This window comes from Mesorhizobium sp. M0478 (genome assembly GCF_040321305.1).
Taxonomy (GTDB): Bacteria; Pseudomonadota; Alphaproteobacteria; order Rhizobiales; family Rhizobiaceae; genus Mesorhizobium.
This window is the reverse complement of record NZ_JAMYRH010000006.1, coordinates 219,207-245,985: the sequence shown is the minus strand read 5'-3', so window position 1 is coordinate 245,985 and position 26,779 is coordinate 219,207. Positions and strand designations below refer to the sequence as shown.

Here is a 26,779-nt window from a genome sequence, read left to right as displayed (position 1 = left end):
GTAGGGCGCACCCCCACCCCGTCTCGCAATCGCCGCTTCGCTCCGACTGCGAGCCGACCCTCCCCACAAGGGGAGGGTAAAAAGGTGCTACATCCTCGTCCGTTCCGCCTTGGGATCGTACATCGGCTTCAGCGATGCTTCCGCCGCAAAACGCTCGCCGGCGATCTCGATCTCGTAGGACGAGGCCAGCACATCCGCCTCGCTCTCGCCCTGGCAGGGCACATAGCCCAGTCCGATCGCGCCGCCGAGATGGTGGCCGTAATTCCCCGATGTGATCGGGCCGACGATCTTGCCGTCGCGCAGGATCGCCTCGTTGTGGAAGAGCAGGGGTTCAGGGTCTTTCAAACGGAACTGCACCAGCCGGCGCGACAGGCCGGCTTCTTTTCTCTTCAGCACCGCATCGCGGCCGATGAACTCGCTCTTGGCGGTTTTAACCGCAAAGCCGAGGCCGGCCTCCAGCACATTGTCCTCGTCGGTGATGTCGTGGCCGAAATGCCGAAACGCCTTTTCGATGCGACAGGAATCGAGCGTATGCAGGCCGCAAAGTTGCAGGCCGACATCCGCCCCCGCCTCATCGATCGCCTCGAAGACATGGGCCGCCTGGTCGGTCGAGACATAAAGTTCCCAGCCGAGTTCGCCGACATAGGTGACGCGGTGCGCGCGGGCGAGGCCCATGCCGATCTCGATCTCCTGGAAGGTGCCGAACGGATTGTTCTCATTGGAAAAATCATTAGGGCTGACCTTCTGGATCAGTTTTCGCGCATCTGGACCCATCAGGCAGAGCACGGCCTCAGCTGCCGTGACATCGGTGATGACTACGAATTCATCGCCGACATGCCGGCGCAGCCAGGCGAGGTCGCGTTGCAGCGTCGCGCCCGGCACGACGAGGAAGTAGGCGGTCTCAGATAGCCGCGATACCGTCAGATCGCTCTCGATGCCGCCGCGCTGGTTGAGCATCTGGGTGTAGACGATCTTGCCGGGCGCCCCATCCATGTCGTTGGCGCAGAGCCTTTGCAGGAAGGCGCAGGCGTCGCGGCCTTCGACACGGATCTTGCCGAACGAGGTCATGTCGAACAGGGCGACCTTGTTGCGGACCGCCAGATGTTCCTCGCGCTGGTTGTCGAACCAGTTCTGCCGCTTCCAGGAATAGCGATATTCGCGCTCCTGTCCCTCGCGGGCGAACCAGTTGGCGCGCTCCCAGCCGGCGACTTCGCCGAACACGGCGCCGCGCGCCTTCAGCTGTTCGTGCAGGGGCGAGCGCCTGACATTCCTGGACGTTGCCATCTGCCGGTAGGGGAAATGGTCGGCATAGAGCAGGCCGAGTGTTTCGGAGACACGCTCCTTGAGATACCTACGGTTCTTCTGGAATGGCTGGGCGCGGCGGATGTCGACTTCCCAGAGGTCGAAGGGCGCTTCGCCGTCATTGATCCACTGCGCCAGCGCCATGCCGGCGCCGCCGGACGAGACGATGCCGATGGAATTGTAGCCGGTCGCCATCCAGTAGCCACGGAGTTCCGGGGCCTCGCCGAGATAGTAGCGGTCGTCGGGGGTAAAGCTTTCGGGGCCGTTGAAGAAGGTGTGAATGCCGGCGGTTGCCAGCATCGGCATGCGGTTGACGCCCATATCGAGGATCGGCTCGAAATGCTCCATGTCCTCCGGCAACTGGTCGAAGCAGAAATCCTCGCTTATGCCGTCCATGCCCCAGGGCTTGGCCACCGGCTCGAAGGCGCCGAGCATCATCTTGCCGGCGTCTTCCTTGTAGTAGGCGCATTCATCGGGAACGCGCAGCACCGGTAGACGACCGAGCCCGGGGATCGGCTCGGTGACGAGATAAAAATGTTCGCAGGCATGCAGCGGGATGGTGACGCCGTTCTGGGCGCCGAGCTCGCGCGCCCACATGCCGGCGCAGTTGACGACGATGTCGGCCTCGATCGTTCCCTGATCCTCGCCTTGCGCCCACGACACACCGGTGACGCGACCGGCCTTGGTATGGACCTTGGTGACCTTCACATTCTCGACGATGGCGGCGCCACGCTGGCGGGCGCCCTTGGCCAGCGCCATGGCGATGTTGGCGGGATCGCACTGGCCGTCGAGCGGCAGATGCACGGCGCCGACCACATCGGACACGTTGAGATGCGGGTACATTGCCTTAACTTCGTTCGGCGAAATCTCGCGCACATCGACATCGAAGGCGCGGGCGAGCGAGGCCTGCCGGTAAATCTCGTGCTTGCGCTCCTCGGTCAGCGCTACGGTGATCGAGCCGACCTGACGCATGCCGGTGCCGACTTCGGTCTCGGCCTCCAGCTTGACGTAGAGGTCGGCCGAATATTTCGCCAGCCGCGTCATGTTCTGCGAGCCGCGCAGCTGGCCGATCAGGCCGGCGGCGTGCCAGGTCGTCCCCGAGGTCAGCTGCTTGCGTTCGAGCAGCACGATGTCGGTCCAGCCGAGCTTGGCCAGGTGGTAGGCGACCGAACAGCCGGAGACACCGCCGCCGATGATAACCGCGCGCGCCTTGGTGGGAATGCTTCTGGTCATGCGGCCTCGCGGCGATAGCCGGATGCGAAGCGGCGCAGGCGTTTTGCGGCTTCCTGAAGCACCGGTTCCGGTTGGCAGAGACTGATGCGGATGTGGCCGGCTGCGGCCTTGCCGAAGCTGGAACCCGGCATGACGCCGACACTCTCCTGGTCGAGAAAGGCCCAGGCGAATTTCTCGTCGTCGGGCTCGACGGCGGAGATGTCGAGCATGACATACATGCCGCCCTCGGAGCCGTGCACGCTGACATTGTTCATGCCGCGCACGGCGTCGAGCAGGACGGTGCGGCGCGCCGCATAGCGTTCGGCGATCTCCTTGACGCCAAAGCGGTTCTCCAGCGCCTCGGCGCAGGCGATCGAGATGAAGGCCGGCAGGCCGTAGGTCGTCACCAGATTGAGATTGGTCAACAGCGTGATCATCTGCGCTGGGCCGGTCAGCCAGCCCATGCGCCAGCCGGTCATGCCATGGCTCTTGGACATCGAATTGATGACCAGCGTGCGCTCCGCCATGCCGGGCAGGCCGCGCGGCGAGATGTGCTCGCCGCCGCCGAGCGTCCAGTAGACCTCGTCCGACAGCAGCCAGAGATCGTGCTCGCGGCAGATCTCGGCCAGCTCTTCCAGACGCTCACGCGAATAGACGGCGCCGGTCGGGTTGTTCGGCGTGTTGATCAAAATGGCGCGCGTGTTGGGCTTGAGCGCCGCGCGGATCATCTCGGCGTGCGGCTGGAAACCGTCTTCGGCCGGCGTCTCGACGACAGTGAAGCTGGCGCCGGCGGCGCTGAAGGTGTTGGGATAAGTCGCGTAGTAGGGCGCCACCACGATAGCGTGGTCGCCCTGGTCGAGAACGGCCTGCACGGCCGCGTAAAGGGCAGCCTGGCCGCCGGGCGTGGCGATGACTTGGTCAGGTGCCGTCTCGACCCCGGTGCAAGCGGTCGAGGCCGCCGCCATCGCCCTGCGAAGGCGCGGAACGCCGGACAGCGGGGTGTAGTGATGGTTGCTGCCGCGAACCGCCGTCACGCAGGCTTCGATCGTCTGGCTCGGCGTATCGAAATCATGGTCGCCGACCGACAGCATGATGATGTCCTGGCCGGCCTCCTTGCGGGCCCAGGCCTCGGTGTGGACCTCCCAGCCATCCTTGCCCGAAGGCACGATGCCGGAAATGCGCGATGACGGTCTGGGCATCAGGATACTCCCGAGATTTCGTGGCCGGCCTGTTCGAGCTGATCGCGCAAGGCGGCGATGTGGGCAGGGCCGACTTCGCAGCAGCCGCCGACGATGGTGGCGCCAGCGGCGACCCAGCCGAGCGCCTGGTCGGCATAGGCATCCGGATCAAGGTCGTGGCGTGCGTGCAGCACTTCCACCGTTCCGCCATGCTTGAGCGCTTCGACAGAGGTGAAGCCATTGGCATAGGCGCCGACCGGGCCGCCGAGAGCAATCAATTCGGGCAGTGCCGCGGCGATCGCTTCTGGCCGGCAGCAATTCACCAGGCGCGCTGCAACCGTCAGGCCGTCGAGGGCGTCCGCCGCTGCCGCTATTGTTTCGCCGCTGCGCAGCCGCGGCGCGCCGTGATCGGCGAGCGTCCAAGACACCCAGACAGGTTTGCCGCTTTCCGACGCAGCGGTGACGGCCGCACGGCCTTCCTCGGCTGAGGCCATGGTCTCGCACAGGAACAGGTCGACGCCATCGGCCTGCTCGGCGACGATGCGGCGATAGATTTCCAGCGTCTCCTCGAACGATATGGTCAGCGCCGGCGCATAGCTGCCGAACAGCGGTGACAGGCAGCCGGCGATCGCTGCATCGCCTGCCTCCTCGCGTGCCTGTCTTGCCAATTCGATGCCGCGCTTCTGCAAGGGCCTGAAGAGGTCTTCTGCTCCTTCCCGCGCGAGCCGCTCCGGCGTCGCCGAATAGGTGTTGATGGTGATGACGCGAGCGCCGGCCCGGATGAATTCGGCATGCAGGCCACGCACCAGATCCGGCTCGTCGATCAGCACCCTGGCCGACCAGAGCGGCGTCGGCTCGGAGCTGCTGCGGCGGACCAGTTCCTGGCCCATGCCGCCATCGGTGAGAATGACTTTCTTCATGCTCTCAATCTTTCGTTTTTCGGATCCCACAGCGGCTCGTCTTTCTGCACGACCGCCTTGAAACGATCGCCAAAAATTTCAATCTCGATCGCGGTATTGGGTTCAGCCAGGTCGGCGCGCAGCATGCCGAGCGCGATCGATTTGTCGATGCGATGCCCCCAGCCGCCGGACGTCGTCTCGCCGACGATCTTGCCGTCATGCCAGAGCGTCGACACCGACGGCGCGTCGCAATCGCCGGGGTTTTCGACCACCAGCGTGACGAAGCGCTTCTTTACGCCTTGCTGCTTTTCGTTCTGCAGGGCTGCCTTGCCGCGGAAGTCGGGCTTGTCCCATTTTACGAAGCGCTCGAGCCCGCCCTGCAGGACCGTATAGTCGGTCGACAGGTCGCCCTTCCAGGTCCGGTAGCCCTTTTCGAGGCGCAGCGAATCCAGCGCATACATGCCGAACGGTTTCAGACCGTGTTTTTGTCCCGCCGTCCAGACGGCGTCGAAGATGGCGGCGGTGTCTCCCACCTTGGTGTGGATTTCCCAGCCGAGTTCGCCGGCGAAGGATACCCGCACCAGCTTCGCCCAGCGGCCGGCGATGGTGGTTTCCTGATGCGTCAGCCAGGGCAGCGAGAGATCCGCGCCACAGACCTCGGCCAGGATCTTGCGCGAATTGGGGCCGGCGAGGATTTGCGTCGAATAGTCTTCGGTCCTGTCGGTGAGGGTGAAAGCTGCGTCCTTCGGCAGGCGCGACTTCAGCCATTCGAAATCGTGCCACTGCGCTACCGCCGCGGTGATCAGGGTCATCTGCTCTTCGCCATGGCGCACCACCGACATCTCGGTGACGATGCGGCCCTTGTCGTCGGCGAAATAGGCGAGGCCGATGCGGCCGGGCTTGGGCACCAGGCCGGTGACCTGCAGCGCCAGCCATTCGGCTGCGCCAGGACCTTCGAGGTTGAAGCGCGAGAAGCCGGGCAGGTCCAGAATGCCGGCGGCGTCGCGCACCGCCAGGCATTCTTCGCGCACGCGGTGCTGCCACGGCCCGTCGCGGCGGAAGGTGAGTGTTGCTTCTTCCGACGTGTCGTCACCGGGTTGCGCATACCAGGTGGCACGCTCCCAGCCATTATAGGCGTCGAACTGGGCGCCGAGCGCCTTGATGCGATCGTGGATCGGCGACAGCTTGCGGTCGCGCCCGGCCGGCCAGGCATGGCGCGGAAACTGGATGGCGTATTCGTTGCCGTAGATCTCCATACCCTTGGCGACGCTATAGTCGGGGGCGGCCGCAAATGAGGTGAAGCGGCGCGGGTCGCAGGACCACATGTCCCATTCGGTCTGGCCTTGCGTCACCCATTCGGCCAGCACCTTGCCGGCACCGCCGCCCTGGGCGATGCCGAAGGTGAAGACACAGGCCTCGAACGCGTTGGGAACGCCGGGCATCGGACCGATCAGCGGATTGCCGTCCGGCGCGTAAGGGATCGGCCCGTTGATCACCTTGGACAGGCCGGCAGTGCCCAGGATCGGCACGCGGGCTACGGCATCGGCAAGGTAGTGCTCGAGACGGTCGAGATCGTCGGGGAAGAGCTGGAAGGAAAAGTCCTCCGGCATCGGGTCGTTGTGGGTTGCCCAATGCGCGCGGCAATTGCGCTCATAGGGACCGAGATTCATGCCGTTCTTTTCCTGGCGCAGATAGTAGGATGTGTCGACGTCGCGCAGCAGCGGCAGTTTCTTGCCCTGCTCCTTCGACCACGCCACCAGTTCGGGGATTTCCTCGAACAAAATGTACTGATGGCTCATCACCATCATCGGGACGTCGCGGCCGAACATTTTGCCGACTTCCGCGGCTCGGTAGCCGGCGGCGTTGACGACGATCTCGCAACGGATCTCGCCTTGCGGCGTCCCGACAACCCATTCGTCGTTCTCGCGGCGCACACCTGACACCGGACAGAAGCGGACGATCCTGGCGCCCATGTCGCGCGCACCCTTGGCCAGTGCCTGCGTCAGCTGCGCGGGGTCGATGTCGCCGTCGTTTGGATCGTAGAGCGCACCTTTGAGGTCATGCGTCTCGATGAAGGGATAGCGGCGCTTGATCTCGTCGGGGCCGACGATGTCGATGTCCATGCCCTGGTAGCGGCCCATGCCCTTGGCGCGCTGGAACTCCTGCATGCGCTCCTTGGTGTGGGCGAGGCGGAGCGAGCCGGTAACGTGGTAGTTCATGGGATAGTCGACGGCATCAGCCAAGCCGCGATAGAGCTCGGTCGAATAGCGCTGCATGTTCATCAGCGACCAGGACGACGAGAAGGTCGGCACATTGCCGGCGGCATGCCAGGTCGAGCCCGATGTCAGCTCGTTCTTTTCAAGCAGCACGCAGTCGGTCCAACCCGCCTTGCACAGATGGTAGAGCGAGGAGGTGCCGACGACACCGCCTCCGATGATCACCACGCGTGCCGTAGTCGGCAAACCGGCCATATTCTTCTCCCAAACCTGAAGCGCGCTGCGCTTCTATCTTTTTGCTTGATGCATGTCGTTTCCCAAACCGCTGCACACTTTGGGCGACATGCATTCAATAAACAGGCGGCGAAACCACCCAGATGATTACGGCCGGCTCGCTGCCGGGATTGCGCCAGCGGTACGGCTTGCGCTCGAAGCGGAAGGAATCGCCTTCGCCGAGCCGGTGCCAGACGCCGGCTATCTCGATCTCGAAAATGCCAGAGGCGATGTAGCCGGCTTCCTCGGTCGGCCGCAGCTGCTCGCTCTTCATCTCGGCGCCCGGCGCAAAGATCGAACGCACCATCTCGAAACTACCGCCGAGATCGGGCGACAGAAGCTCTTCCACGAGGCCGGATTCGCTTGTGCCAAGCGTGCGCCGGCTGCCGGCGCGCACGACAAAGCCGCGCTCCTTTTCGATCGGCACGTCGTGGCTGAAGAACAGGCTGAGCGGCACGCCGAACAGGTCTGCGAAAGCCCTGAGGTCGCCAAGCGAAGGGATAGACAGGCCGCGCTCGACCTGGCTGACCCAGCCGACGGAGCGACCAAGCTTCAGCGCGATCTCAACCAGCGTCAGCCCGCGCGCCTTGCGCAGCGCACGGATGTCGCTCGCCAGCAGGCGCTCGTCGGGTCCCTGCAATGTTTTGGGGATAGCTGGGGGCAAAAACGCTCACTTGATGAAAATCTGGAAACGAATTTCATGAGAGCTCATATCCGTGAAAAAATCAAGCAAATTTTCATGGACACACAAGATTTGCTTGCGCGATTTTGGCGGTTCATGCAAAGGCTCTGGCACGAGCGGCGGTGTGGGAATGCGGGTCGGCGACCAAGGATTCAAATCTGCGCAAGGTCTTCTCCGATAGCCGGTTCGGCTTTCGAAGTGTGCGCAAAGGGACGGCCCATGCTGGAAAAAAACGGCCTGGCAGCGCATAACGCCGCTGTTGTCGACGAGGCGATCATCTCGCGCCGTTCAGTGCGCGCCTTCCTGCCCGACATGGTCGATGACGAGACGATCCGAGCCATTCTCGGCGTCGCCTCGCGCGCGCCTTCGGGCACCAATATGCAGCCTTGGCGGGTCTATGTCGTCAAGGGCGAGGTCAAGCAGCAGATCACCGATGCCATCCTGAATTCCGGTATCCGCGCCGAAAAGGCCGATTGGGACGAGTATCGCTATTACCCCACCCAGTTCTTCGAGCCGTATCTCACCCGCCGCCGCGCCAACGGTTTCGGGCTCTATGGGGCACTCGGCATCGGCCGCCGCGAGGTCGACAAGATGCGCGCCCAGCACGACCGCAACTTCGTCTTCTTCGACGCGCCGGTCGGCATGATCTTCACCATCGACCGGCGGCTGAACCAGGGCTCGTGGATCGACTACGGAATGTTCCTGCAGAACATCATGGTGGCGGCGCGAGGCAGGGGCCTGCACACCTGCCCGCAGGCCGCCTTCGCGCCCTATCACCGGCAGATCCGGCCGGTGCTCAACATCCCCGACGAGGAGATCGTCGTCTGCGGCATGGCGCTCGGCCTCGAGGATACGTCGAAACCCGAAAACGACTTCCGCACCGACCGCGTGCCGCTGGAAGAGTGGGTGACGTTCAGCGGATAGGGCTCGGCTACCGGGGCCTCATTCCACGTCATCTGCGCGCCATGGCCGCTGACATGGGCGCCGTCCTGCGGTGTCAGTCTGAGATAGGCGATCAGCGCGCACAACGTGATGACGCCCTCGACCACGAACAGGATGCGGAAATCGTTGGTCACCGCCGGCCTGCCGCCAGCCAGGAACGACAACAGCGCCGCCGCCAGGCCGACGCTGATCGCCACCCCCAACTGCCACAGTATGTAGTAGAGCGCGCTGAAGCGGGCGAGCTGGTCGGGCGCGATGTCGGAATAGGCGAGATTGCCGGTCGAAGCCCACTGCGCCGAGCGCAGAACGCCGAAGGCAAAGATATAGACGAGCACGATCCAGACCGGCGTTGTCGCGTCAATCAAGGCGAAGCCCGCTACCATGGCAGCAACGATCGGCGTGTTGACGACCAGCACGCGGCGAAAGCCGAAACGGTTGAGCAGGCGCGGCATGAAGACACGCATGATCAGCGAGCCGATTGCGGCGACGAAAGTCAGCGATCCCGCCTGCACCGCGCTCATGCCGAAGCCGAGCTGGAACATCAGCGGCAAAAGGAAAACGACCGAGCTCAGGCCGATCGTGTCCAGCCCACCACCGGTGAGGAATGAGATGCGAAAGGTGCGGATGTGCAGGAGTTTCAGGTCAAGCAAGGGGTTGCGGGCGCGCAGGCAGTAGAAGGAGGCAAGCGTCAGGATGACGATCGCCAGCGCCAGCTCGGCCGCGATCATGCTGCCGGCAGCGTCTTTGGCCGCAAGCGAATCCATGCCGAAGACCAGCAGGACCATGCCGCCGCCGACCAGCAGGAAGCCCGGAAAATCGAACTGCGTGCGCACCGGTTTGGTAACCGTCGGAAACAGCGAGGCGGCAAGTACGGCCGCCGCCAGCGCGAACGGCACGTTGATGAAGAAGATCCAGCGCCATGAAATGTAAGTCGTCAGCGCGCCGCCGACGAGCGGGCCGACCAGCGGTCCGGACTGGCCGGCCAGTGAGATATACATGTTGATTTTCAGCGTGCGGCTGCGCGGGAAGGTCGACAGGATGACGACCTGGCCGAGCGTCCCCATCAAGGCGCCGCCGAAGCCTTGCAGCGCGCGGGCGCCGACCAGCGTCCAGATGTCGTTGGACAATCCGCACAGCGCCGATGACGCGGCGAACACCAGCAAGGCGAAGCAGTAAACGTTGCGCAGGCCGAAGCGGTCGGCGGCCCAGCCGCCGAGCGGCATCGAGATGATCAGGCTGGCGACATAGACGGTGATCAACAGACCGAGCTGGCTCGGCGGCCGGCCGAGGCTGTCGCTGATACCGGGCAGGGCGGTGACCACGACATTCTGGTCGAGGCTGGTCATGAACACGCCGCAGGCGACCGTCAGCGGCAGCAGGAGCAAGGCTCTAGCCGACACATCGGCGCGATCCGTGGCGCCGGCGGATAGTTCTGCGGTCATGGGGATGTTCGAACCAAATGACGATGCCGACTCTGAGACGGGATCTTTGTAATCCCCTGGGCCGGTTGGGCCACGTTCCCCACCATGGGCTTCCATTGGAGCATTCTCTAGCGGCAGAACCGGCTGGCCTTGAGGCCAGAACGGCTGTCGGCCCTACTGAACCTCGTAGCCGACCTCCTCGCTGGCATGGCAGAGCGCCTTCCAGAACGAGCGGGCGAAGGAGCGGAAGACATAGATATCGAACTGGTCGGCGCCGGTGCGCTGGATCTGCGCAAAGACGTCGTGATGGGTGGTCGAACGGCCGGCGCCTATGGGGAAGGCAGGCAGGGCGAAGTCGATGGCGAAGAATTTCGCCAGCACCCATTCGGCCTTAGGGCCGGCGATGCGGATAGCGGTGCGGCCATGCGACAGGTCGGTGATCGTGCCGATTACCGGGGTTACGTCCCGGGCAAAACTCGCCGCCAAGCCCTCGGCCTCGTCGACGACGGTGAATTTTCCAGGCGCGAAACCAAACACGGCCTTGCCGTCCTTGGCAACGCCGCCGCCGGCGCCATCGGGCAAATCGAGGCCGGTGACCTTGCCGATCGCCTCGATCAGCTGCTTTTCCGCGCCGGGCCATGCGGCCAGCTGCAGAATCGAGCCTGGCCTGATTTTGGTCAGAATGACATCGACGCCATGCTCGAAGTTGCCGTGCGAACCCGGATGGAACACCGGCTCGAGCGGCGAGAGCCGCTCGGGTGGCTGGCGTTCACGTGATTGGCGCTCAGCCATGCATGCGGCTCCCGTCCGGGTCGTAGAAATGGTTGGAGACGATTTCGACCGGCCCGAACCGCTTGCGCAGCGGATCGGAGACAAACGCGCGGGTGCCATGGCGCGCCTTGCCGCCCTCGACCAAAGCCAGCGCGATGTGCTTGCCCAGCGCCGGCGAGTAGCAGCAGGCGGTGATATGGCCGATGGAGTCGTGCGGATTGGCTTCGTCCAGTTCCTCGACGAGGTGGGCTCCGCCATTGAACGGCCGATTGTCGAGCGAGACTAGGCCGACCAGCTGCAGCCGCTCGGGCGCGATCAGGCCTTCGCGGTCCATCATCGCCGAGCCGATGAACGGCTTCTTCTTCGACAGCATCCAGTCGAGATGCAGGTCGCGCGCCGTGGCGCGGCCGTCGATCTCCGCGCCGGTGACATGGCCCTTTTCGATGCGCATCGTGCCCAACGCCTCCAGCCCGTAGGTGACCAGGCCGAACGGCTTGCCGGCTTCGATAAGGGCTTGCCAGACATGGGTGCCGTAGCCGGCGCCGCAATAGACCTCGAAGGCCATTTCTCCGGAGAAGGACAGCCGGCAAATCATCACCGGCACGCCTGATATCTCGCCGCGCACGATGCCCATGAACGGCAGGGCTGTGTTGTCGACCGCGGTGCCGGTGACACAGGCGGCGAGGATGGCCCGCGCCTTCGGCCCGCCGATGGCCGCGCCCGCCCATTCGTCGGTTACCGAGGTGACGTGCACTTTGAGCTCCGGCCAGATGACGTCGAGGAAATATTCCAGATGCTGCATCACCTTGCCGGCGTTGGCCGTGGTGGTCGTCATCAGGAAATCCTGTTCGCCGAGCCGCCATGTGGTGCCGTCGTCGAAGGCCAGCCCGTCCTCGCGCAGCATCAGGCCGTAGCGGGCCTTGCCGACGGGGAGGGTGGAAAACATGTTGGTGTAGACCCGGTCGAGGAATTCGCCCGCATCCGGTCCCTGAACGGCGATCTTGCCCAGCGTCGAGACGTCGACGATGCCGGCGCTTTCGCGCGTCGCCCTGGCTTCACGGACATAGGCCTGCTCGACCGTCTCGCCGGCAAGGCCGTAGATCATTGGTCGATACCAGAGGCCAGCGGAATACATCGTTGCGCCATTGGCGAGGTGCCAGTCATGCATGGGCGTCAGGCGCTCGGGTTTCAGATCGCCGAAGCGTTCGGCGGCAAGCGAGCCGATCGACACCGCGGAATAGGGCGGGCGGAAGCGCGTCGTTCCGACTTCGGGGATCGGTTTGCCCAACGCCTCGGCCATGATGGCGAGGCCCGGAACGTTGGAGTTCTTGCCCTGGTCGGTCGCCATGCCGAGCGTGGTGTAGCGCTTCAGATGCTCGACGGAGACAAAACCTTCGCGATGCGCCAGCCGCACGTCTTCGGCAGTCACGTCATGCTGGAAGTCGACGAAGCTTTTTCCCTTGGCTTTGATCTCGAACACCGGCGCCGGATCGGGGTTTCCCGGGGCTGCTTCGACATCCGGCAAAGCTGCCGGCGCAGCCGCTCCGCCCGCGGCGGACAGGCCGGCTGCACGGCCCTCAGTGATGGCTTCGACGGTCGAAAAGCTGCCGTTGAAAGCGCCGGCGCCAATCCATTGCCGAGTCGGTTTCGGCGGCAGGAAGGCCTGGCGGGCAGGGTTCCATTCGGCTCTGGCACCGGCCTGGCTGGCGAGATGGATGGTCGGCGACCAGCCACCCGACATCAGCAGGCAATCGGCGTGGATGCTGCGGGCGTCACCGCTGAGCGCGCCCGAGGTCATGTCGAAGCGCTGCACCTTGAGGCCGGAGAGCGCCTTGCCGCCTTCGGTGGCGACCACGGCATGGCCGGAGAGGATTTCGGCTTCGGCCTCGGTGGCGAGGCTGCGCATTTCGGCCGAAAGCTCGGGGCGCACATCGACGATGGCGACAATAGCCGCCCCGGCCTTCCTCAGCGCCAGCGCCGAGCGATAGGCGCTGTCATTGTTGGTGAACAGCGCGATCCTGTCGCCGGGCAGCACGCCATAATCGTTAGCATAGCGCTCGGCGGCATGCGCCAGCATGACGCCCGGCCGGTCATTGCCGGGGAACACAAGCGGCCGCTCGAAAGAGCCGGTGGCCAGCACCACCGTCTTGGCGCGGATCGCCCAGTAGCGATGGCGCGGCTCGCCCTTGCCGGGCGTTTCCTTGTGGTCGGTGACGCGCTCGAGCGCGGCTAGCGTGTTGCCGTCGTAATAGCCCCACACCGTGGTGCGCGGCAGCAGGCGGACCGTGTCATGGCCTTCGAGCTGGCTGACGGCGCGCGCCGCCCAGTCGGCGGCCGGCGCGCCGTCGATGGCCTCGCCGGACCAGTTGGCCGAGCCGCCGAAACGCGGCTCGAGTTCGGCCAGGATGACGCGCGCGCCCTGGTCGGCAGCGGCCTTGGCGGCTGACAGGCCGGCCGGGCCGGAGCCGACCACCAGCACGTCGCAAAACGCGTTCATGCGCTCGTAGCGCGAGGTGTCGGCGGCAATACCGGCGCGGCCCAGGCCGGCGGCGCGGCGGATGAAATGCTCGCAGAACATCCAGAAGCGGGTGCCTTTCAGGGGGCCGAAGACAGGGCCCATGAAGGTCTTGTAGTAGAAGCCGGCGGCCAGGATCTTGCCGCCGAGCTGGTTGACGGCGTTGATGTCCCAGGCGAGCGAGGGAAAGCGGTTCTGGCTGACGGCCACCAGCCCGTCATAGATCTCGACCATGGTTGCGGCGATGTTGGGCTCGCGCACTTCGCCGCGCAGCACCGTCACCAGCGCGTTCGGTTCCTCGACGCCGGCCGAGAGCAGGCCGCGCGGGCGGTGGTATTTGAATGAGCGGCCGAAAAGCGTGACGCCGTTAGCAAGCAGCGCCGAGGCCAGCGTGTCGCCGGCATGGCCGGTGTAGGGCGTGCCGTCGAAGGTGAAGCGGATGGTGCGCAGCCGGTCGACGCGGCCGCCGGTCTCGGTGCGGCGCGGGCTCACGACTTGCCTCCGGCTTTGTGCCGGGCGGCGGCATTGTGGTCGCCGCGGGCGAAACCGGTGCTGGAAATCTCATGCGTTACCGTGTTGCGCACCATCCTCAGATGGGTGCGGCAACCGCCGTAATGCTGCCATATCTCATTGTGGTCGCCGGCCGGGTTCAGCCGATCGTAGACATAGGCGTTCCAGGCGTCGAGGTCCTGCGAGGCGGGCTGCGGGCGCTCGCGGTTGCCGTCGCCCTGATAGGTGAACTCGATGACGTCGCGCGGGCCGCAATAGGGACAAGTGATAAGCATTTGTTTGAACCCTAATGCAGCCGGGGCGTTGCGCCCTGGCCCTTGTCGTCAATCACCAGGCCGCGATAAAAACGGTCGAGCGTGAACGGCGCGTTGAACGCGTGCGGTTCGTCCTTGGCGATGGTGTATGCGAAGCACCAGCCCGAGGCCGGCGTGGCCTTGAAGCCCCCATAGCACCAGCCGCAGTTGAGATACATGCCGGGCAGCGGGCCGGTGGTGATGATCGGCGAACCGTCCATCGACATGTCGCAGACGCCGCCCCAGGAGCGCAGCATGCGTACACGCGCAAGGCCGGGAAACAGCGCCAGCATCTCGCTCATCACCTCATCGACGATGGGCAGGTTGCCGCGCTGAGCGTAGCTGTTGTAGCCGTCGATGTCACCGCCGTAGACGAGGCCGCCCTTGTCGGACTGCGACATGTAGAAATGACCCATGCCGAAGGTCAGCACCGTGTCGACGAAAGGTTTCAGCGATTCGGTGACGAAGGCCTGCAGCACATGGCTCTCGATCGGCATCCTGTCGATGCCGGCAAGCTGCATTACCCGTCCGGTGCTGCCGGCAACGGCCACGGCAACTTTCTTGCCGCGGATCTCTCCGCGCGTCGTCTGCACGCCGGTGATGCGGTCGCCGTCGCGCAGGAAGCCGGTGACCTCGCAATTCTCGACGATGTCGACGCCGCGGCGGTCGGCGCCGCGGGCATAGCCCCAGGCCACCGCATCGTGACGGGCGGTGCCGGCGCGCGGCTGCATCAGGCCGCCGACGATCGGAAAGCGCGCCGAGGACGACATGTCCAGCGCCGGGACCAGGCGCGCGATCTCGGCGGTGCTCATCAGCTCGGCATCGACGCCGAGATGGCGCATGGCGTTGCCGCGCCTGGCCAAGTCGTCGAACTGGGCCGGCGTGTGAGCCAGGTTCAGGCAGCCGCGCTGCGAGAACATGACGTTGTAGTTGAGGTCGTGCGACAGGTTCTCCCACATCTTCATCGAATGTTCGTAGAAGCGGGTGTTGGACGGCAAAAGGTAGTTGGAGCGCACCGCCGTGGTGTTACGGCCGACATTGCCGGAACCCAGCCAGCCCTTTTCCAGCACCGCGACATTGGTGATGCCGTGCTCCTTGGCCAGATAGTACGCCGTCGACAGGCCGTGGCCGCCGCCACCGATGATGATGACGTCATAGGAAGCCTTGGGGTCGGGCTTGCGCCAGGCCGGCTTCCAGTCCTTGTTTCCCTTGAGCGCGTTCGTGAGAAGCGAAAGGGCTGAATATTCCGCCATTCTTCATGTCATCCCTAGAGCATGATGCCGAAAAGTGTGAAGCGGTTTTCGGACGACATCATGCTCTATATCTTTGATTTCTAGAGCCGGAAGGTTTCAGGTCGGACAGACCTGAAACCTTCCGGCTCGGCGCGATGCGGCAGACTATAGAGCAGGCGGCGGGCGCAAAGCCAAGATTGCGCCATGGCTTTTCGACTGGCCGACTCCCGCAAGGCGCCCAACTGCGATGACTTCGCCACGACTTGCCCCACGGGATGAGCGTCTCTATCAAGGACCGCTTTAGAAGCGGCCTTGCCGCCCTTTGAGTCGCCACCATTATGCTTTTTCGCTTCTTTCGCCTGATCCTGGTCCTCGCGCTCGTTGCCTTGGCGCCGCATTCGTTCGGCGCGATGGCGCAGGGGCTGGGCCAGGCGCCTGCCGGGCTGGTCGCCGACCAGCAGAAAATCCTGCAGGGTTTGACGACGAAAACCGACGCTCTGGAGAAGAAAGTCCAGGAGGACGGCGTCGACGACACCACCCTCGTCGAGATCCGCCTGCAGCTGGAAGAGCTGTCGCGCGCTGCGCTGAACAGCGCGCTGGCGTTCCGGTCCCGGCTGGGGGAGATCAATTCGAGGCTTGAGCAGCTTGGTGCGCCCCCGGCTGCCGGACAGCCGCCTGAACCGGATATCGTTACCGGCGAGCGCCAGGCGCTGGCGTCGGAAAAGGCGGAGATCAACGCCGTCATCGCCGGCGCGCAGAACCTGTCTATCCGCATCAATGCGCTGATCGAGAAGATCGGCAATATGCGCAGCGAGCTGTTTCGCAGCGGGCTGACCAAGCGCTATGTGCTGTCCGATGCACTGAGCCCGCAAGTGTTTTCCGACGCCAGGGACGAATACGCCAATTTTTACAGGGCGGTGTCGTCCTGGCTGAGCTTTGCCTTCAAGTTCAAGTTCCAGGCGATGCTCGCGGCGACCCTCATGGCGCTTGCGTTGGCCGTGGTGCTTCTGGTCGGTGGGCGCCGCCTGTTTGGGCGCATCTTCGAGGCCGACGCGTCGGTTGAAGATCCGACGTATCTCAGTCGCCTGTCGGTGGCGTTCTGGTCGACCTTGCTGCCGACGCTGGCGGTCAGCGCCTTCCTCGCCTCGACAGTGTTCCTGTACAATTACTACAATGTGCTGCGCGGCGACATAGGCGTGTTCCTCAACGCTCTGGCAGCCGTCATCGCCATAGTGTTCTGTGTCAACCGCCTGACCAATGCGGCGCTGTCGCCCAGCATGCCGAACTGGCGCCTGATCCAGGTCGAGACCGGCCCGGCGCGTTGGCTGGTGCGGCTGACGACGGCCATGGCAGTCGTCATCGGCATCAACAATTTCCTGTCGATCGTCAACGACAAGATGGGCTCGCCCCTGTCGCTGACGGTGGCCAGGAGTTTTGTCGCCACGGTCATCGTGGGCGTCATCCTGATCCTTATGGCGCTGCTGAAGCCTTACAAGGACGCCGACGGGCGCTGGCGCCCCTGGCCGGCCTGGCTGCGCTACACCTGTGTCGCGCTCGGCCTGTTCACGATTGCGGCGGCGCTGTTCGGCTATATCGGTCTTGCCATCTTCGTCTCGTTGCAGGTCGTGGTCACCGGCACCATCCTGCTCACCGCCTATATCGGCTTCCTGTCGGCGCGCGAGATCGGCGAGGAGGGTGGTTTCGCCGGCACGTCCATCGGGCGCTGGCTGAAGACCAATTCCAGCTATGAGGACACCGCGCTCGACCAGCTCGGCCTCGTCGTCAGCGTCGCCATCAACCTGATGATCGTGCTGGTGTTCCTGCCGCTGATCCTGTTGATGTGGGGCTTCCAGCCCGGCGATATCCAGGCCTGGGGCTATAAATTGGCGACAGGCGTCACCGTCGGTTCGGTGACGATTTCGGTCACCGGCATCCTCACCGGCATCGTCGTCTTCATCATCGGCTATTTCCTGACCCGCTGGTTCCAGGGCTGGCTCGACGGCTCGGTAATGGCGCGCGGCAAGGTCGATACCGGCGTGCGCAACTCGATCCGGCTGGCGGTCGGCTATGCCGGCGTCGCGCTCGCTGGGCTCGTCGGCATCTCGGCGGCGGGCATCGATCTCTCCAACCTGGCGCTCGTTGCAGGCGCACTCTCGCTGGGTATCGGCTTTGGCCTGCAGAATGTCGTGTCCAACTTCGTGTCCGGCCTGATCCTTCTCGCCGAGCGGCCGTTCAAGGTCGGCGACTGGATCGTCGCCGGCGACACATCAGGCACGGTCAAGAAGATCAGCGTGCGCGCCACCGAAATCGAGACCTTCCAGCGGCAATCGGTGATCCTGCCCAATTCGAACCTCATCAACAACGCCGTCGGCAACTGGACGCACCGCAACAAGCTCGGACGTGTGGAGATCAAGGTCGGGGTCGCCTATGGCAGCGACGTCAAGCGGGTACACGCGGTCCTGCTTGAGATTGCGCGCGGCCATGCGCTGGTGCTGAAGAACCCGGAACCCTTCGTGCTGTTCACCAATTTCGGGCCGGCAGCACTCGAGTTCGAGATCCGCGTGTTCCTGGCCGATGTGCTGAACGGCGCCATCGTTCAGAACGATATCCGCTTTGCCGTTCTCGATGCTTTTGACGCCGAGCACATAGAAATCCCCTCGACGCCGCGCGCCGAGGTCAAGGTCAAGAAGACCGACGCATGGCCGATCGACGACGACAAGATCGAGGTCGAGTTCGCCGAGAAGGAGCAGGCGGAGGCCAGAGCCGCCGCCGAGGCGAAGCGGCTGGCCAAAACTGGTCGCAAGGCCCGCAAACCCGATCCCAGCTAAGGCCCCAAGCTCCTCCCAAACCAATTGCGGCATGAATGCGGCATTCAGTTGCGGTTCAGCTTGCATCTCATATAAGCTCACATGCAGAGGCGAGAATGCCTTGCGAAATGCAACAGAGGCGGTGTGGAAACACCGATATTGCAAAATGTGGAAGTCGCTCGTCGTCGCCATCGCTCTTACCGCAGCGAGTGGCTCGGCCTTTGCCGCCAGCGCGGTCAACAAGGATGCTGAGACCCGTACGCTGATCGTGACGGAAGGCGGCGGCAAGACGGAGCTGGCGCTGGCCGCCGGCGAAACCGTGGAATTCTGCCCGAACGGCTGTTTTGTCACCTTGCCCAATGGTGACCTCGAGGCCCTGACCGGCTCGGAAACGGTCGAAATCTCGGGTGGCGTTGCCCGCATCAAGTAAGTCGGCAGGCAAATGTAGTAGAGGCCGGGCAATGCCCGGCCTTTTCTCGTCTACGGCAACGGTTGCTTAACGATGACGAGGGAAATACCCCGGCGCATATCCGTTGCAACCAGACGTTTTAACGTTCGTTGCGCCGTTGCTCGCTATGCCGGATACCAAGACGCCGAAACGTGGCGCGACGGGTTTTTGAGCTGGGCAGGAAAGATATGGATGCGCGGTCGGACAAGAACGCAATCCCGCTTGCGGTCGACCTCGACGGCACGCTGATTGCGACCGATCTTCTTTGGGAAGGCCTGTTCATCCTGCTCAAGAAGAATCCGCTCTATGTTTTCCTGGTTCCGTTCTGGCTGGCCGCCGGCCCGGCGCGGCTGAAACAAGCGATTGCCGACCGCATCGACATCGATCCGGCCTCGCTGCCCTATCGCGAAGCGCTGCTGCAGCGGCTGCGCGCCGACCATCGCGACGGACGCAAGATCGTGCTGGCGACCGGTACGCCACGCAAGTTCGCCGAGACAATCGCCGCGCATCTGGGCGTCTTCGACTATGTGCTGGCGACCGACGGTCCCCACAACATGACCTCGGACCGCAAGCGCGACGCGCTCATCGCCGCCTATGGCGACGGCGGTTTCGACTATGCCGGCAACAGCCGGCACGACCTCAAGGTTTTCGGAGCCGCACGCAACGCCATCGTCGTGGCGCCCGACCGCCATGCGAGGCGCTGGCAGGCCGCGCATGGCGCCGAAAGGATGCCGGCGCCGAAAAGGACATTGAAGACATTCGTCAAGATGCTGCGGGTGCATCAGTGGCTGAAGAATTCGCTGATCGCGGTGCCGATGGTGCTGTCGCATGAATACTTCAACATCAACATGATCTGGCAATGCCTGCTGGCGTTCGTCGCCTTCAGCGCCGTGGCTTCCGCCATCTACATCCTCAACGATTTCTTCGACCTTGCGCTCGACCGCAAGCATCCGACCAAACGCAACCGGCCTTTCGCCAGCGGCGCTTTGTCGATCCCGTTCGGTCTCGGCGCGATGGCCGCTCTGCTGACGATCGGCATCGCCGCCGGGCTTCTGTTGCCGATCGAGTTCCTGGGCGTGCTCGCCGGCTATCTGGTGGTGACCACAGCCTATTCGCTGTCGTTCAAGCGCATGCTCCTGGCCGACGTACTGACGCTGGCCGGGCTCTACACAGTGCGTGTGCTGGCAGGTGCTGCGGCGACCGGGGTCGAAGTCTCGTTCTGGCTGCTCGCCTTCTCGATTTTCTTCTTCCTGTCGCTGGCGCTGGTGAAGCGCTATGTCGAACTGCGCACCACAGCCATTCCGGTGGGCGAGCGCATTGCCGGTCGCGGCTACCGCATCGAAGACCAGGAGATCGTCGCCCAGGCGGGCATGGCGTCGGCCTTCTCCTCGGCGCTGGTGCTGGCGCTCTACATGGACAGCGTCGCGGTACGCGAACTCTATCCGCATCCCTGGCTGGTCTGGCCGCTGGCGCCGATCGTGCTGTATTTGACCATGCGGGTCTGGATCCTGGCGCGCCGCAACGAGATGAATGATGATCCGGTCATCTTCATCATTCGCGACTGGCGAAGCCAGATCGTCGTGGTGATCGGCGCCGCCCTTCTGGTCGCGGGAGGCTGGTAGGGCATGGCCGGCGAACGGTACCGGAGTTTTGGCCTCGCCACGCCGGCCGCAAAGCGAGCCATCGCGGCCGACGATGCCATCGCGCTGATGCGGAGCGGCAAGGCGACAAAGAACGCCTTGCTCGCCTATGGCAATGGCCGCTCCTACGGCGATTCCTGCCAGAACGAGCCAGGTGCGGTCGTGGACATGCGGCCGCTGAACCGCATCGGCGCCTTCAATGCCGAGACCGGCCTGCTCGAGGCGGAGGCCGGCGTGTTCCTCTCCGATATCATTGCGCACACTGCACCTTACGGTTTCTTTCCGACTGTGGTCCCAGGCACCCAGTTCGTCACCCTTGGCGGCGCGATCGCCAATGACGTCCATGGCAAGAACCATCACCGGCGCGGCACCTTTGGCTGCCATGTCGAGTCTCTCACCCTGCTGCGCTCGGATGGGCGGACCTACACCTGCTCGGCAACCGACAATGCAAGGCTGTTTGCGGCGACGATCGGCGGCATGGGGCTGACCGGCCTGATCCTGTCGGCCTCGATCCGGCTGATGCGGGTGCATTCGCTCGATATCGCCGAGAAGGTAACGCGGTTTGCCGATCTCGGCGAATTCTTCGAACTGGCCGAGGCCGCCGACCAGGCCAATGAATATGCCGTTGCCTGGATCGACCAGCTTGCCGGCGGCCATGGCCATGGCCGCGGGCGCGGCCTGTTGTTGACAGGAAATCATGCCGAGTATGGCTCGCATGCGGCGTCTCGCGCCGGCTCCCGTTTTTCAGTGCCGTTCCAGCCGCCGTTCAATGTGCTCAACCGGCCGTTCCTCACCGCCTTCAACGCCGCCTATCGGTGGAAGAAGGGGCGCTCGCCGGGGCCGAGCCAAACCGGCTACCAGGGCTTTTTCTTTCCGCTTGATGGTGTCGGCGACTGGAATCGGCTGTATGGCCCGAAAGGTCTCTACCAGCACCAGAGCGTGGTGCCGGAAAATGTCGCGCGTCAGACCATGCCGGCGCTGCTCGAGGCGGCGCGACGGGCCGGGCAGGGCTCTTTCCTCACCGTGTTGAAGCGCTTCGGCTCGATCCGCTCGCCGGGGCTGCTGTCCTTTCCGCGGCCAGGCTTCACGTTGACGCTGGATTTCCCCAATCGCGGCGACAGGACGCTGGCCCTGCTCAGCGAACTCGACCGCATCACGGTCGCGGCCGGCGGCGCGGTCAACCCGTACAAGGATGCGCGCATGGGCGCTGATACTTTCGCGGCCTCCTTCCCGAATTGGCAGCGGCTTGAAGCGCTGCGCGACCCGGCGTTCGTGTCCAGTTTCTGGCTGCGGACGGCGAAAAAGCTCAACGTCCGGCCAGGGCGTGTCGAGGCAGCTGAATAGGTACAATCCGAATAAGTCATGGTGAATAGATCGTAAGTTGCGTGGTTTACTCAAAGCATTGTCGTGACTTCACGAAATGTTTGCAGGTTAGTAATAGGACCGTTGCGAGTGGCGGGTGCAAAATATGAAATACATCGTCTTCATTCTGTTCACGGTCATGACCAATGCCGCCGCGCAGCTGATGCTGAAGCAAGGCATGATGTCGCTCGGGCCGATTTCGTTCGAAGGCACCAATCCGCTTTTGAAGCTGTTGCAGATCGTTTTCAGCCCATGGGTGTTTCTCGGCCTGTGCACCTTCGTCATCTCGATGGCTTCGCATCTGTATGTGCTGTCCAAGGTCGAGCTCAGCTTTGCCTATCCGTTCCTCAGCCTTGCCTATGTCGCGGTTGCGATCTTCGCCTATTTCATCTTCCGCGAGGACCTCAATGCCTGGCGCATTGCCGGCATCGCCTTCATCTGCATCGGCACCGTGCTGATCGCGCAAAGCGGTCGAGACTTGGGCGGGAGCGGGCATGACGACCAAACCGCTTCCATCATCCCCGACAAGACCAGCGAGATCGTTCGATGAGACATGTTATTTTCGGCGGCGACGGCTTCGTCGGCCGTCATCTTGCCCCGAAGCTTGTGGCCGATGGTGAAGAGGTTGTCGTTGCCGACATCGTCAAGAGCGACCTGACGCACTATCGCAACGTTCGCTTCGTCACCTGCGATGTCACGGATACGGCCTCGGTGGCCAACATCGGATTGAAGGCCGACGACATGGTCTACAACCTGTCGGCCAAAATGCTGTCGCCGATCCAGGTGCGGGCCAAGCGTCACGACTTCTTCTTTCCGGTGAATTTCCACGGCACCGAACACATCATGCAGGCGATGGACAAGGCCGGCGCGTCCAAGCTCGTCCACTACACCACCGACATGATCTACGGCCACACGGTCACCCAGCCGATGACCGAGGAGCACCCGGTCGCACCGCTCGGCGAATATGGCTGGTCGAAGCAGAAGACCGAGGAGCTCGCCGCTCAATGGCGCAAGCGCGGCATGTCGATCTCGCTGTTTCGCCCGCGTCTGATCATCGGTCCCGGCCGGCTCGGGATCCTGGAAAAGCTGTTCAAACTGATCGACTGGAATTTTCCTGTGCCGATGATCGGCTCGGGCAAGAACCCCTATCAGTTCATCTCGGTGTTCGATTGCGCGGAAGCTGCCCGCGCGGCCTGGAAGGCAGGCGTGCCCAACCAGGCCTATAATCTGGGCTCCCTCAATCCGCCGCCGGTGAAGAAATTGCTGGGCGACCTGATCAAGCATGCCGGCTCGAAATCGCTGCTGATCCCGACGCCGGGCTGGGCGGTCAAGCGCACCCTCGACCTGCTCGATCTCATGAACATGCCGATCATGGATCCCGAACAATATCTGATCGCCGATGAGGAGTGCGTGCTCGACGTATCCAAGGCCGAGCGCCAGCTCGGCTGGGTGCCGCAATATCGCGACGAGGACATGCTGATCGCCGCCTACAGCGAATACCGCGCCAAGAAAGACGGGCTTGCCGTCACCGCCAATCATGTCCCCGCCGAATAAGTGGGACGACCAGGAGAACTCCGAAATGACCGTCATGGCCAAGCCTGAGCAGACGAACGCGCGCACCATGGTCGGCGCGCCGGCGTTGTCGCCTACCGCCATCGCCAAGCCCGACCTGATCAGCGTCGAGCAGGCGAAGGCGATGGATGTCGCGCGCATGACCGACCTGTTCAAGGCGCATCTCAATCCGGGCCAGCTGCATTTCATGAAGCTGCTCGGCTTCCACAAGATCAAGATCGAGCGTGCCGAAGGCATGTTCTACATCGACCAGAACGGCCGCAAGATTCTCGACTTCTTCGGCGGCTTCGGTTCGCTGGCCTTCGGCCACAACCATCCGCGCATCCTGGAGGCCCGGCGCAAATTCCAGGAGGAGAAGCGCCAGGAAATCGCCATCGCCTTCATGTCGCAATATGCATCGGCCCTTGCGCACAACATCGCCAAATGCTCGCCCGGCGATCTCGACATGGTGTTTCTGGGCTCGTCGGGTTCGGAAGCGATGGAAGCGGCGGTGAAGCTCGCCGAGCGCGCCGCCGGGCCGAAGAGGCCAAAAATCGTCTATGCCGAGAATTCCTTCCACGGCAAGACCAAGGGCGTGCTCGGCATTACCGATGGCCAGCTCTACCGCGCGGACTTCAAGATGGCTGAGAACACCGTTCGCATTCCGTTCGCCGATATCGAAGCGGTCGAGGGGCTGTTCCGCTCCGACCCGGAGGTCGGCGTCATCGTGCTTGAGACAATCCAGGGCGGCGGCGGCATCATCCAGGCAGAGGCGCAATACTGGCAGAAATTGCGCGTGCTCTGCGACCAGTATGGCGTGCTGTGGGTGGCGGACGAAGTGCAGTGCGGCTATGGCCGTTCGGGACGCTTCTATGCCTTCGAGCATTATGGCGTCGTGCCCGATGTGACGGCGCTGGCGAAATCGCTCGGCGCCGGCAAGGCGGCGGTCGGCGCGATGATCGCCCGGCGCGAGGTCTATATGAAGGCCTATGGCACGCCGAAGACGGCGATGATCCATGCCATGGCCACCTTTGGCGGCATGGGCGAGGCCTGCGTCACCGCGATCGAGGGCATCAACGTGCTCTATGATGAGGGGCTGATCGACAACGCCGCCACTACCGGCGACTATCTGCTTCAGCGCCTGCAGGCGCTGAAGCAGAAGTACCCGAAGATCATCAAGGATGTGCGCGGCAAAGGCTTTATGGTCGGGCTCGAGTTCCACGACTTCTCGCAGACCTTGCCGATGGTGCTGCGTCCGATCGTCAGCGTCCTCGACGACAAGCTGAAGGGCTCGCTGTCGGGCTTCGTCGGCGCGCTGTTGCTGCGCGACTATGACGTGCTCGTCGCCTTCACCGAATACAACCGCAACGTCATCCGTCTCGAGCCGCCGCTGACCTGTCAGCGCGAGCATGTCGACCGTTTCGTCGATGCTTTCGATAGCCTGCTGTCGCGCGGCATCGTGGGAATCGTGAAGGATTTCGTCAAAAGCCAAGTCCGTTAAAGAAGTCCGTTGAGCGAAGTCCCGAGTCCGACAATGCTGAGCAAGTCTCCCGCCCCGCAAAACACACTCGACCGGCTGACCGCGGCCGCTCTGGCGTGGGCCGAGGGCACTTATGCGCGATGGGCCGCGCCAATCGGCGCGATCGCGTTTTCGCTCTATATCCTGCTGACGGCGTTCACCGCCTGGACGTTGCCCGACGCCAATTGGGACATGCTGCCTTATCTCGCAATCGCCGAGGAAGGCAGCTTCGCCAATGCGCAGGCGCTGCATGATTATGCCTACAGCACGGTCCAGGCCGGCGTGCCGGCCGCCGACTACAAGGCGCTGACCGACGATGGCGGCGACTTCCGCAGCCATATGGCGCAAAATTCCGCCGACTTCCATTCGCTGCTTGGCATGTACCGGATAAAGTTCCTCTACGCCGAGATGCTGTCGACGATGAGTTCGGTGATGTCGCCGGTCGAGGCGATGCGGGTGCTGCAGGTGCTCTCGGTGCTGCTGTTCGGCATGATTACGCTGCTGTGGCTGCGAACCGAAGGCGCGCTGGCGCTGGCGCCGGTGGTCGGCGCGGTGCTGATCATGGCCGATTTCGGCGATGCCGCACGCGCCTCGACGCCGGATCTGCTGTGCGCGGCATTGTTCCTCGGAGGGCTGTTTGCTTATATGCGCGGCCGCGAGGCAGCGACCGCCGTCCTGCTTTTCCTCGCCTTCATGGCGCGGCCGGACAACATCGTGTTCCTGGCCATTTTCGCCCTGCTGCTGCTGGTCTTCCGGCAGTGGGCGTGGGGCGCGCTGGCCGGCTTTGCCGCGTCCTTCGTCGCCTATTTCGCCATTTCGCACTGGGCCCACCATCCCGGCTGGTGGCCGCATCTGTGGTTCTCCAGCATCGAGCAGCACTACAATATGGATGGCTTCGAGCCGCCGTTCTCGGTTGGCGCCTATCTCAAGGCGTTCGCCTCATCCTTCATTCGCGCCATCAGCATCAACAGCTGGGTCGGCGTCTCGGTTCTGGCGCTGGCCGCGTGGTTTGCGCTCGGCCGCGCCGGCTTCCGGCTCGATCGCCGCGCCGGCATCCTGCTTGCAGCACTGGTGCTCGGCATGCTGGCGAAATTCACCGTCTTCCCGATCCACGACACCCGCATCTACTTCCCGAACCTTCTGCCGCCCTACCTTTTGCTCGTCGGCCCGATCATGGCGCTGTGGGCGTCGGCAAGCCTGAATGGAAGGCGGCCCATCGCCATACCTGGAGATAAGCCATGAGTTCCATTTCCGGGCTGGCGCGCATCGCCCTTTCACTCGGCCTGCCTGCCGGTCTGCTCGATCGCGGGCCGGCGTTGCGTGGCACGAAATTCCTGGCCAAGGCGGCGCTGAAGGCGCGGTTTGGCGGTGGGCAAGCCTTCCAGATGGTCAATGTCGGCGCTTGCGACGGCGCGCTGTTCGACGACGTCACGCCGTGGCTGCACCGCATTCCGCGGGCGCGGGCCGTGCTGGTCGAGCCGATCCCGTACAATCAGAAGCGGTTGCGCGCCAACTATCCCGACACGGAACGCTTCGTCGTCGAACCGGTCGCGGTGACAAAAACCAAAGGCACGATCACCGTCCACACTTTCGATGCCGCGGCACTCGAGGCCGGCACGCTGCCGATCGAGTTCATCGGCTGCTCGTCGGTCACCGACACCAATCTGATGTCGGGCAAAAATGCCTGGGGCGAGGCCGACGTCAATTTCAACAAGTTCGCGCCGCATCTCAGGGACATCGAAGTGCCGTCGGAGACGTTGCAGACACTGCTCGACCGCAACGGCATCACGCATATCGACGCCTTCCTGGTCGATTGCGAGGGCGCCGACTGGATCGTCTTCGAACAGCTCGATCTCAAGCGCTATCGTCCGGGCATGATCAAGGTCGAGGTCGGCGCGCTGCCGGCCGCCGAAATCGGCCAGGTCGTGGTCAAGCTGAAGACATCAGGCTATCAGGTCGGCTTCCAGGCCGAGGACATCTGGGCCTTCGCCTGAGATAGATCGCCA

General features: G+C 63.7%; 19 protein-coding genes and 1 pseudogene. 10 read left to right on the top strand and 10 right to left on the bottom strand.

Annotation, left to right across the window (positions count from 1 at the left end; genetic code table 11):
- Nucleotides 1-87 precede the first annotated feature (87 nt).
- From NKI64_RS17050 to NKI64_RS17030, 5 genes are all read right to left on the bottom strand, one after another.
- Nucleotides 88-2,535, bottom strand: a complete 2,448-nt coding sequence (locus NKI64_RS17050; RefSeq protein WP_352668883.1) for a GcvT family protein — start codon at nucleotides 2,533-2,535, stop codon at nucleotides 88-90.
- On the bottom strand, nucleotides 2,532-3,713 hold the full coding sequence (locus NKI64_RS17045) for a pyridoxal phosphate-dependent aminotransferase (RefSeq protein WP_023739111.1): 1,182 nt from the start codon (nucleotides 3,711-3,713) through the stop codon (nucleotides 2,532-2,534). The genes NKI64_RS17050 and NKI64_RS17045 overlap by 4 nt, the downstream gene beginning before the upstream one ends.
- On the bottom strand, nucleotides 3,713-4,612 hold the full coding sequence (locus NKI64_RS17040) for a homocysteine S-methyltransferase family protein (protein ID WP_023688086.1): 900 nt from the start codon (nucleotides 4,610-4,612) through the stop codon (nucleotides 3,713-3,715). Before NKI64_RS17040 ends, NKI64_RS17045 begins: the two co-directional genes overlap by 1 nt.
- A complete protein-coding gene (locus NKI64_RS17035) occupies nucleotides 4,609-7,062 on the bottom strand; it encodes a GcvT family protein (RefSeq protein WP_023744692.1) in 2,454 nt (817 codons plus the stop codon). The genes NKI64_RS17040 and NKI64_RS17035 overlap by 4 nt, the downstream gene beginning before the upstream one ends.
- Before the next feature lie 94 nt (nucleotides 7,063-7,156).
- Nucleotides 7,157-7,699 carry a helix-turn-helix domain-containing protein gene (locus tag NKI64_RS17030; RefSeq protein WP_352668970.1) on the bottom strand — a complete coding sequence of 181 codons (543 nt, stop codon included), beginning with the start codon at nucleotides 7,697-7,699 and terminating at the stop codon, nucleotides 7,157-7,159.
- Between the two features lie 282 nt (nucleotides 7,700-7,981).
- Here NKI64_RS17030 and NKI64_RS17025 point away from each other — a divergent pair, with 282 nt between their 5' ends.
- Nucleotides 7,982-8,686, top strand: coding sequence for a nitroreductase (locus NKI64_RS17025; protein ID WP_023733781.1), 705 nt, complete (start codon nucleotides 7,982-7,984; stop codon nucleotides 8,684-8,686).
- A gap of 215 nt (nucleotides 8,687-8,901) precedes the next feature.
- On the opposite strand, the pseudogene NKI64_RS17020 reads toward NKI64_RS17025, so the two are convergent.
- The 5 genes and pseudogenes from NKI64_RS17020 to NKI64_RS17000 all read right to left on the bottom strand — a co-directional run.
- Nucleotides 8,902-10,146 (bottom strand): annotated as a pseudogene (locus NKI64_RS17020) (MFS transporter); the annotation flags it as partial.
- A 153-nt stretch (nucleotides 10,147-10,299) separates the two neighbouring features.
- A complete protein-coding gene (locus tag NKI64_RS17015) occupies nucleotides 10,300-10,917 on the bottom strand; it encodes a sarcosine oxidase subunit gamma (RefSeq protein ID WP_352668881.1) in 618 nt (205 codons plus the stop codon).
- On the bottom strand, nucleotides 10,910-13,903 hold the full coding sequence (locus NKI64_RS17010) for a sarcosine oxidase subunit alpha (RefSeq protein WP_352668879.1): 2,994 nt from the start codon (nucleotides 13,901-13,903) through the stop codon (nucleotides 10,910-10,912). Before NKI64_RS17010 ends, NKI64_RS17015 begins: the two co-directional genes overlap by 8 nt.
- Nucleotides 13,900-14,196: a sarcosine oxidase subunit delta gene (locus tag NKI64_RS17005; protein WP_352668876.1), complete on the bottom strand. Its 297-nt coding sequence runs from the start codon at nucleotides 14,194-14,196 to the stop codon at nucleotides 13,900-13,902. Before NKI64_RS17005 ends, NKI64_RS17010 begins: the two co-directional genes overlap by 4 nt.
- Before the next feature lie 11 nt (nucleotides 14,197-14,207).
- Complete coding sequence (locus NKI64_RS17000; RefSeq protein ID WP_352668874.1) at nucleotides 14,208-15,467, bottom strand: sarcosine oxidase subunit beta family protein; 1,260 nt, start codon at nucleotides 15,465-15,467, stop codon at nucleotides 14,208-14,210.
- Nucleotides 15,468-15,784: 317 nt separating this feature from the next.
- Here NKI64_RS17000 and NKI64_RS16995 point away from each other — a divergent pair, with 317 nt between their 5' ends.
- The 9 genes from NKI64_RS16995 to NKI64_RS16955 all read left to right on the top strand — a co-directional run bounded on the left by NKI64_RS16995 (nucleotide 15,785) and on the right by NKI64_RS16955 (nucleotide 26,767).
- Entirely contained in the window at nucleotides 15,785-18,274 is a 2,490-nt protein-coding gene (locus NKI64_RS16995) for a mechanosensitive ion channel family protein (RefSeq protein WP_352668872.1), read from the top strand.
- Between the two features lie 145 nt (nucleotides 18,275-18,419).
- Nucleotides 18,420-18,683, top strand: a complete 264-nt coding sequence (locus NKI64_RS16990; RefSeq protein ID WP_023670370.1) for a hypothetical protein — start codon at nucleotides 18,420-18,422, stop codon at nucleotides 18,681-18,683.
- A 206-nt stretch (nucleotides 18,684-18,889) separates the two neighbouring features.
- On the top strand, nucleotides 18,890-20,323 hold the full coding sequence (locus NKI64_RS16985; protein ID WP_352668870.1) for a UbiA family prenyltransferase: 1,434 nt from the start codon (nucleotides 18,890-18,892) through the stop codon (nucleotides 20,321-20,323).
- Between the two features lie 3 nt (nucleotides 20,324-20,326).
- A complete protein-coding gene (locus NKI64_RS16980) occupies nucleotides 20,327-21,685 on the top strand; it encodes an FAD-binding oxidoreductase (RefSeq protein WP_352668867.1) in 1,359 nt (452 codons plus the stop codon).
- 124 nt (nucleotides 21,686-21,809) lie between these two features.
- Nucleotides 21,810-22,253 (top strand): EamA family transporter, encoded by a 444-nt coding sequence (locus tag NKI64_RS16975; protein WP_023688097.1) that lies wholly within the window; start codon nucleotides 21,810-21,812, stop codon nucleotides 22,251-22,253.
- A complete protein-coding gene (locus tag NKI64_RS16970) occupies nucleotides 22,250-23,257 on the top strand; it encodes an NAD-dependent epimerase/dehydratase family protein (RefSeq protein ID WP_023688098.1) in 1,008 nt (335 codons plus the stop codon). Before NKI64_RS16975 ends, NKI64_RS16970 begins: the two co-directional genes overlap by 4 nt.
- A 67-nt stretch (nucleotides 23,258-23,324) precedes the next feature.
- The gene (locus NKI64_RS16965) at nucleotides 23,325-24,755 is read left to right on the top strand and encodes an aspartate aminotransferase family protein (protein ID WP_352668968.1); all 1,431 of its coding nucleotides are present in this window, start codon (nucleotides 23,325-23,327) and stop codon (nucleotides 24,753-24,755) included.
- A gap of 33 nt (nucleotides 24,756-24,788) precedes the next feature.
- On the top strand, nucleotides 24,789-26,015 hold the full coding sequence (locus NKI64_RS16960; RefSeq protein ID WP_352668864.1) for a hypothetical protein: 1,227 nt from the start codon (nucleotides 24,789-24,791) through the stop codon (nucleotides 26,013-26,015).
- Nucleotides 26,012-26,767 carry an FkbM family methyltransferase gene (locus NKI64_RS16955; protein ID WP_352668862.1) on the top strand — a complete coding sequence of 252 codons (756 nt, stop codon included), beginning with the start codon at nucleotides 26,012-26,014 and terminating at the stop codon, nucleotides 26,765-26,767. The genes NKI64_RS16960 and NKI64_RS16955 overlap by 4 nt, the downstream gene beginning before the upstream one ends.
- Nucleotides 26,768-26,779 lie beyond the last annotated feature (12 nt).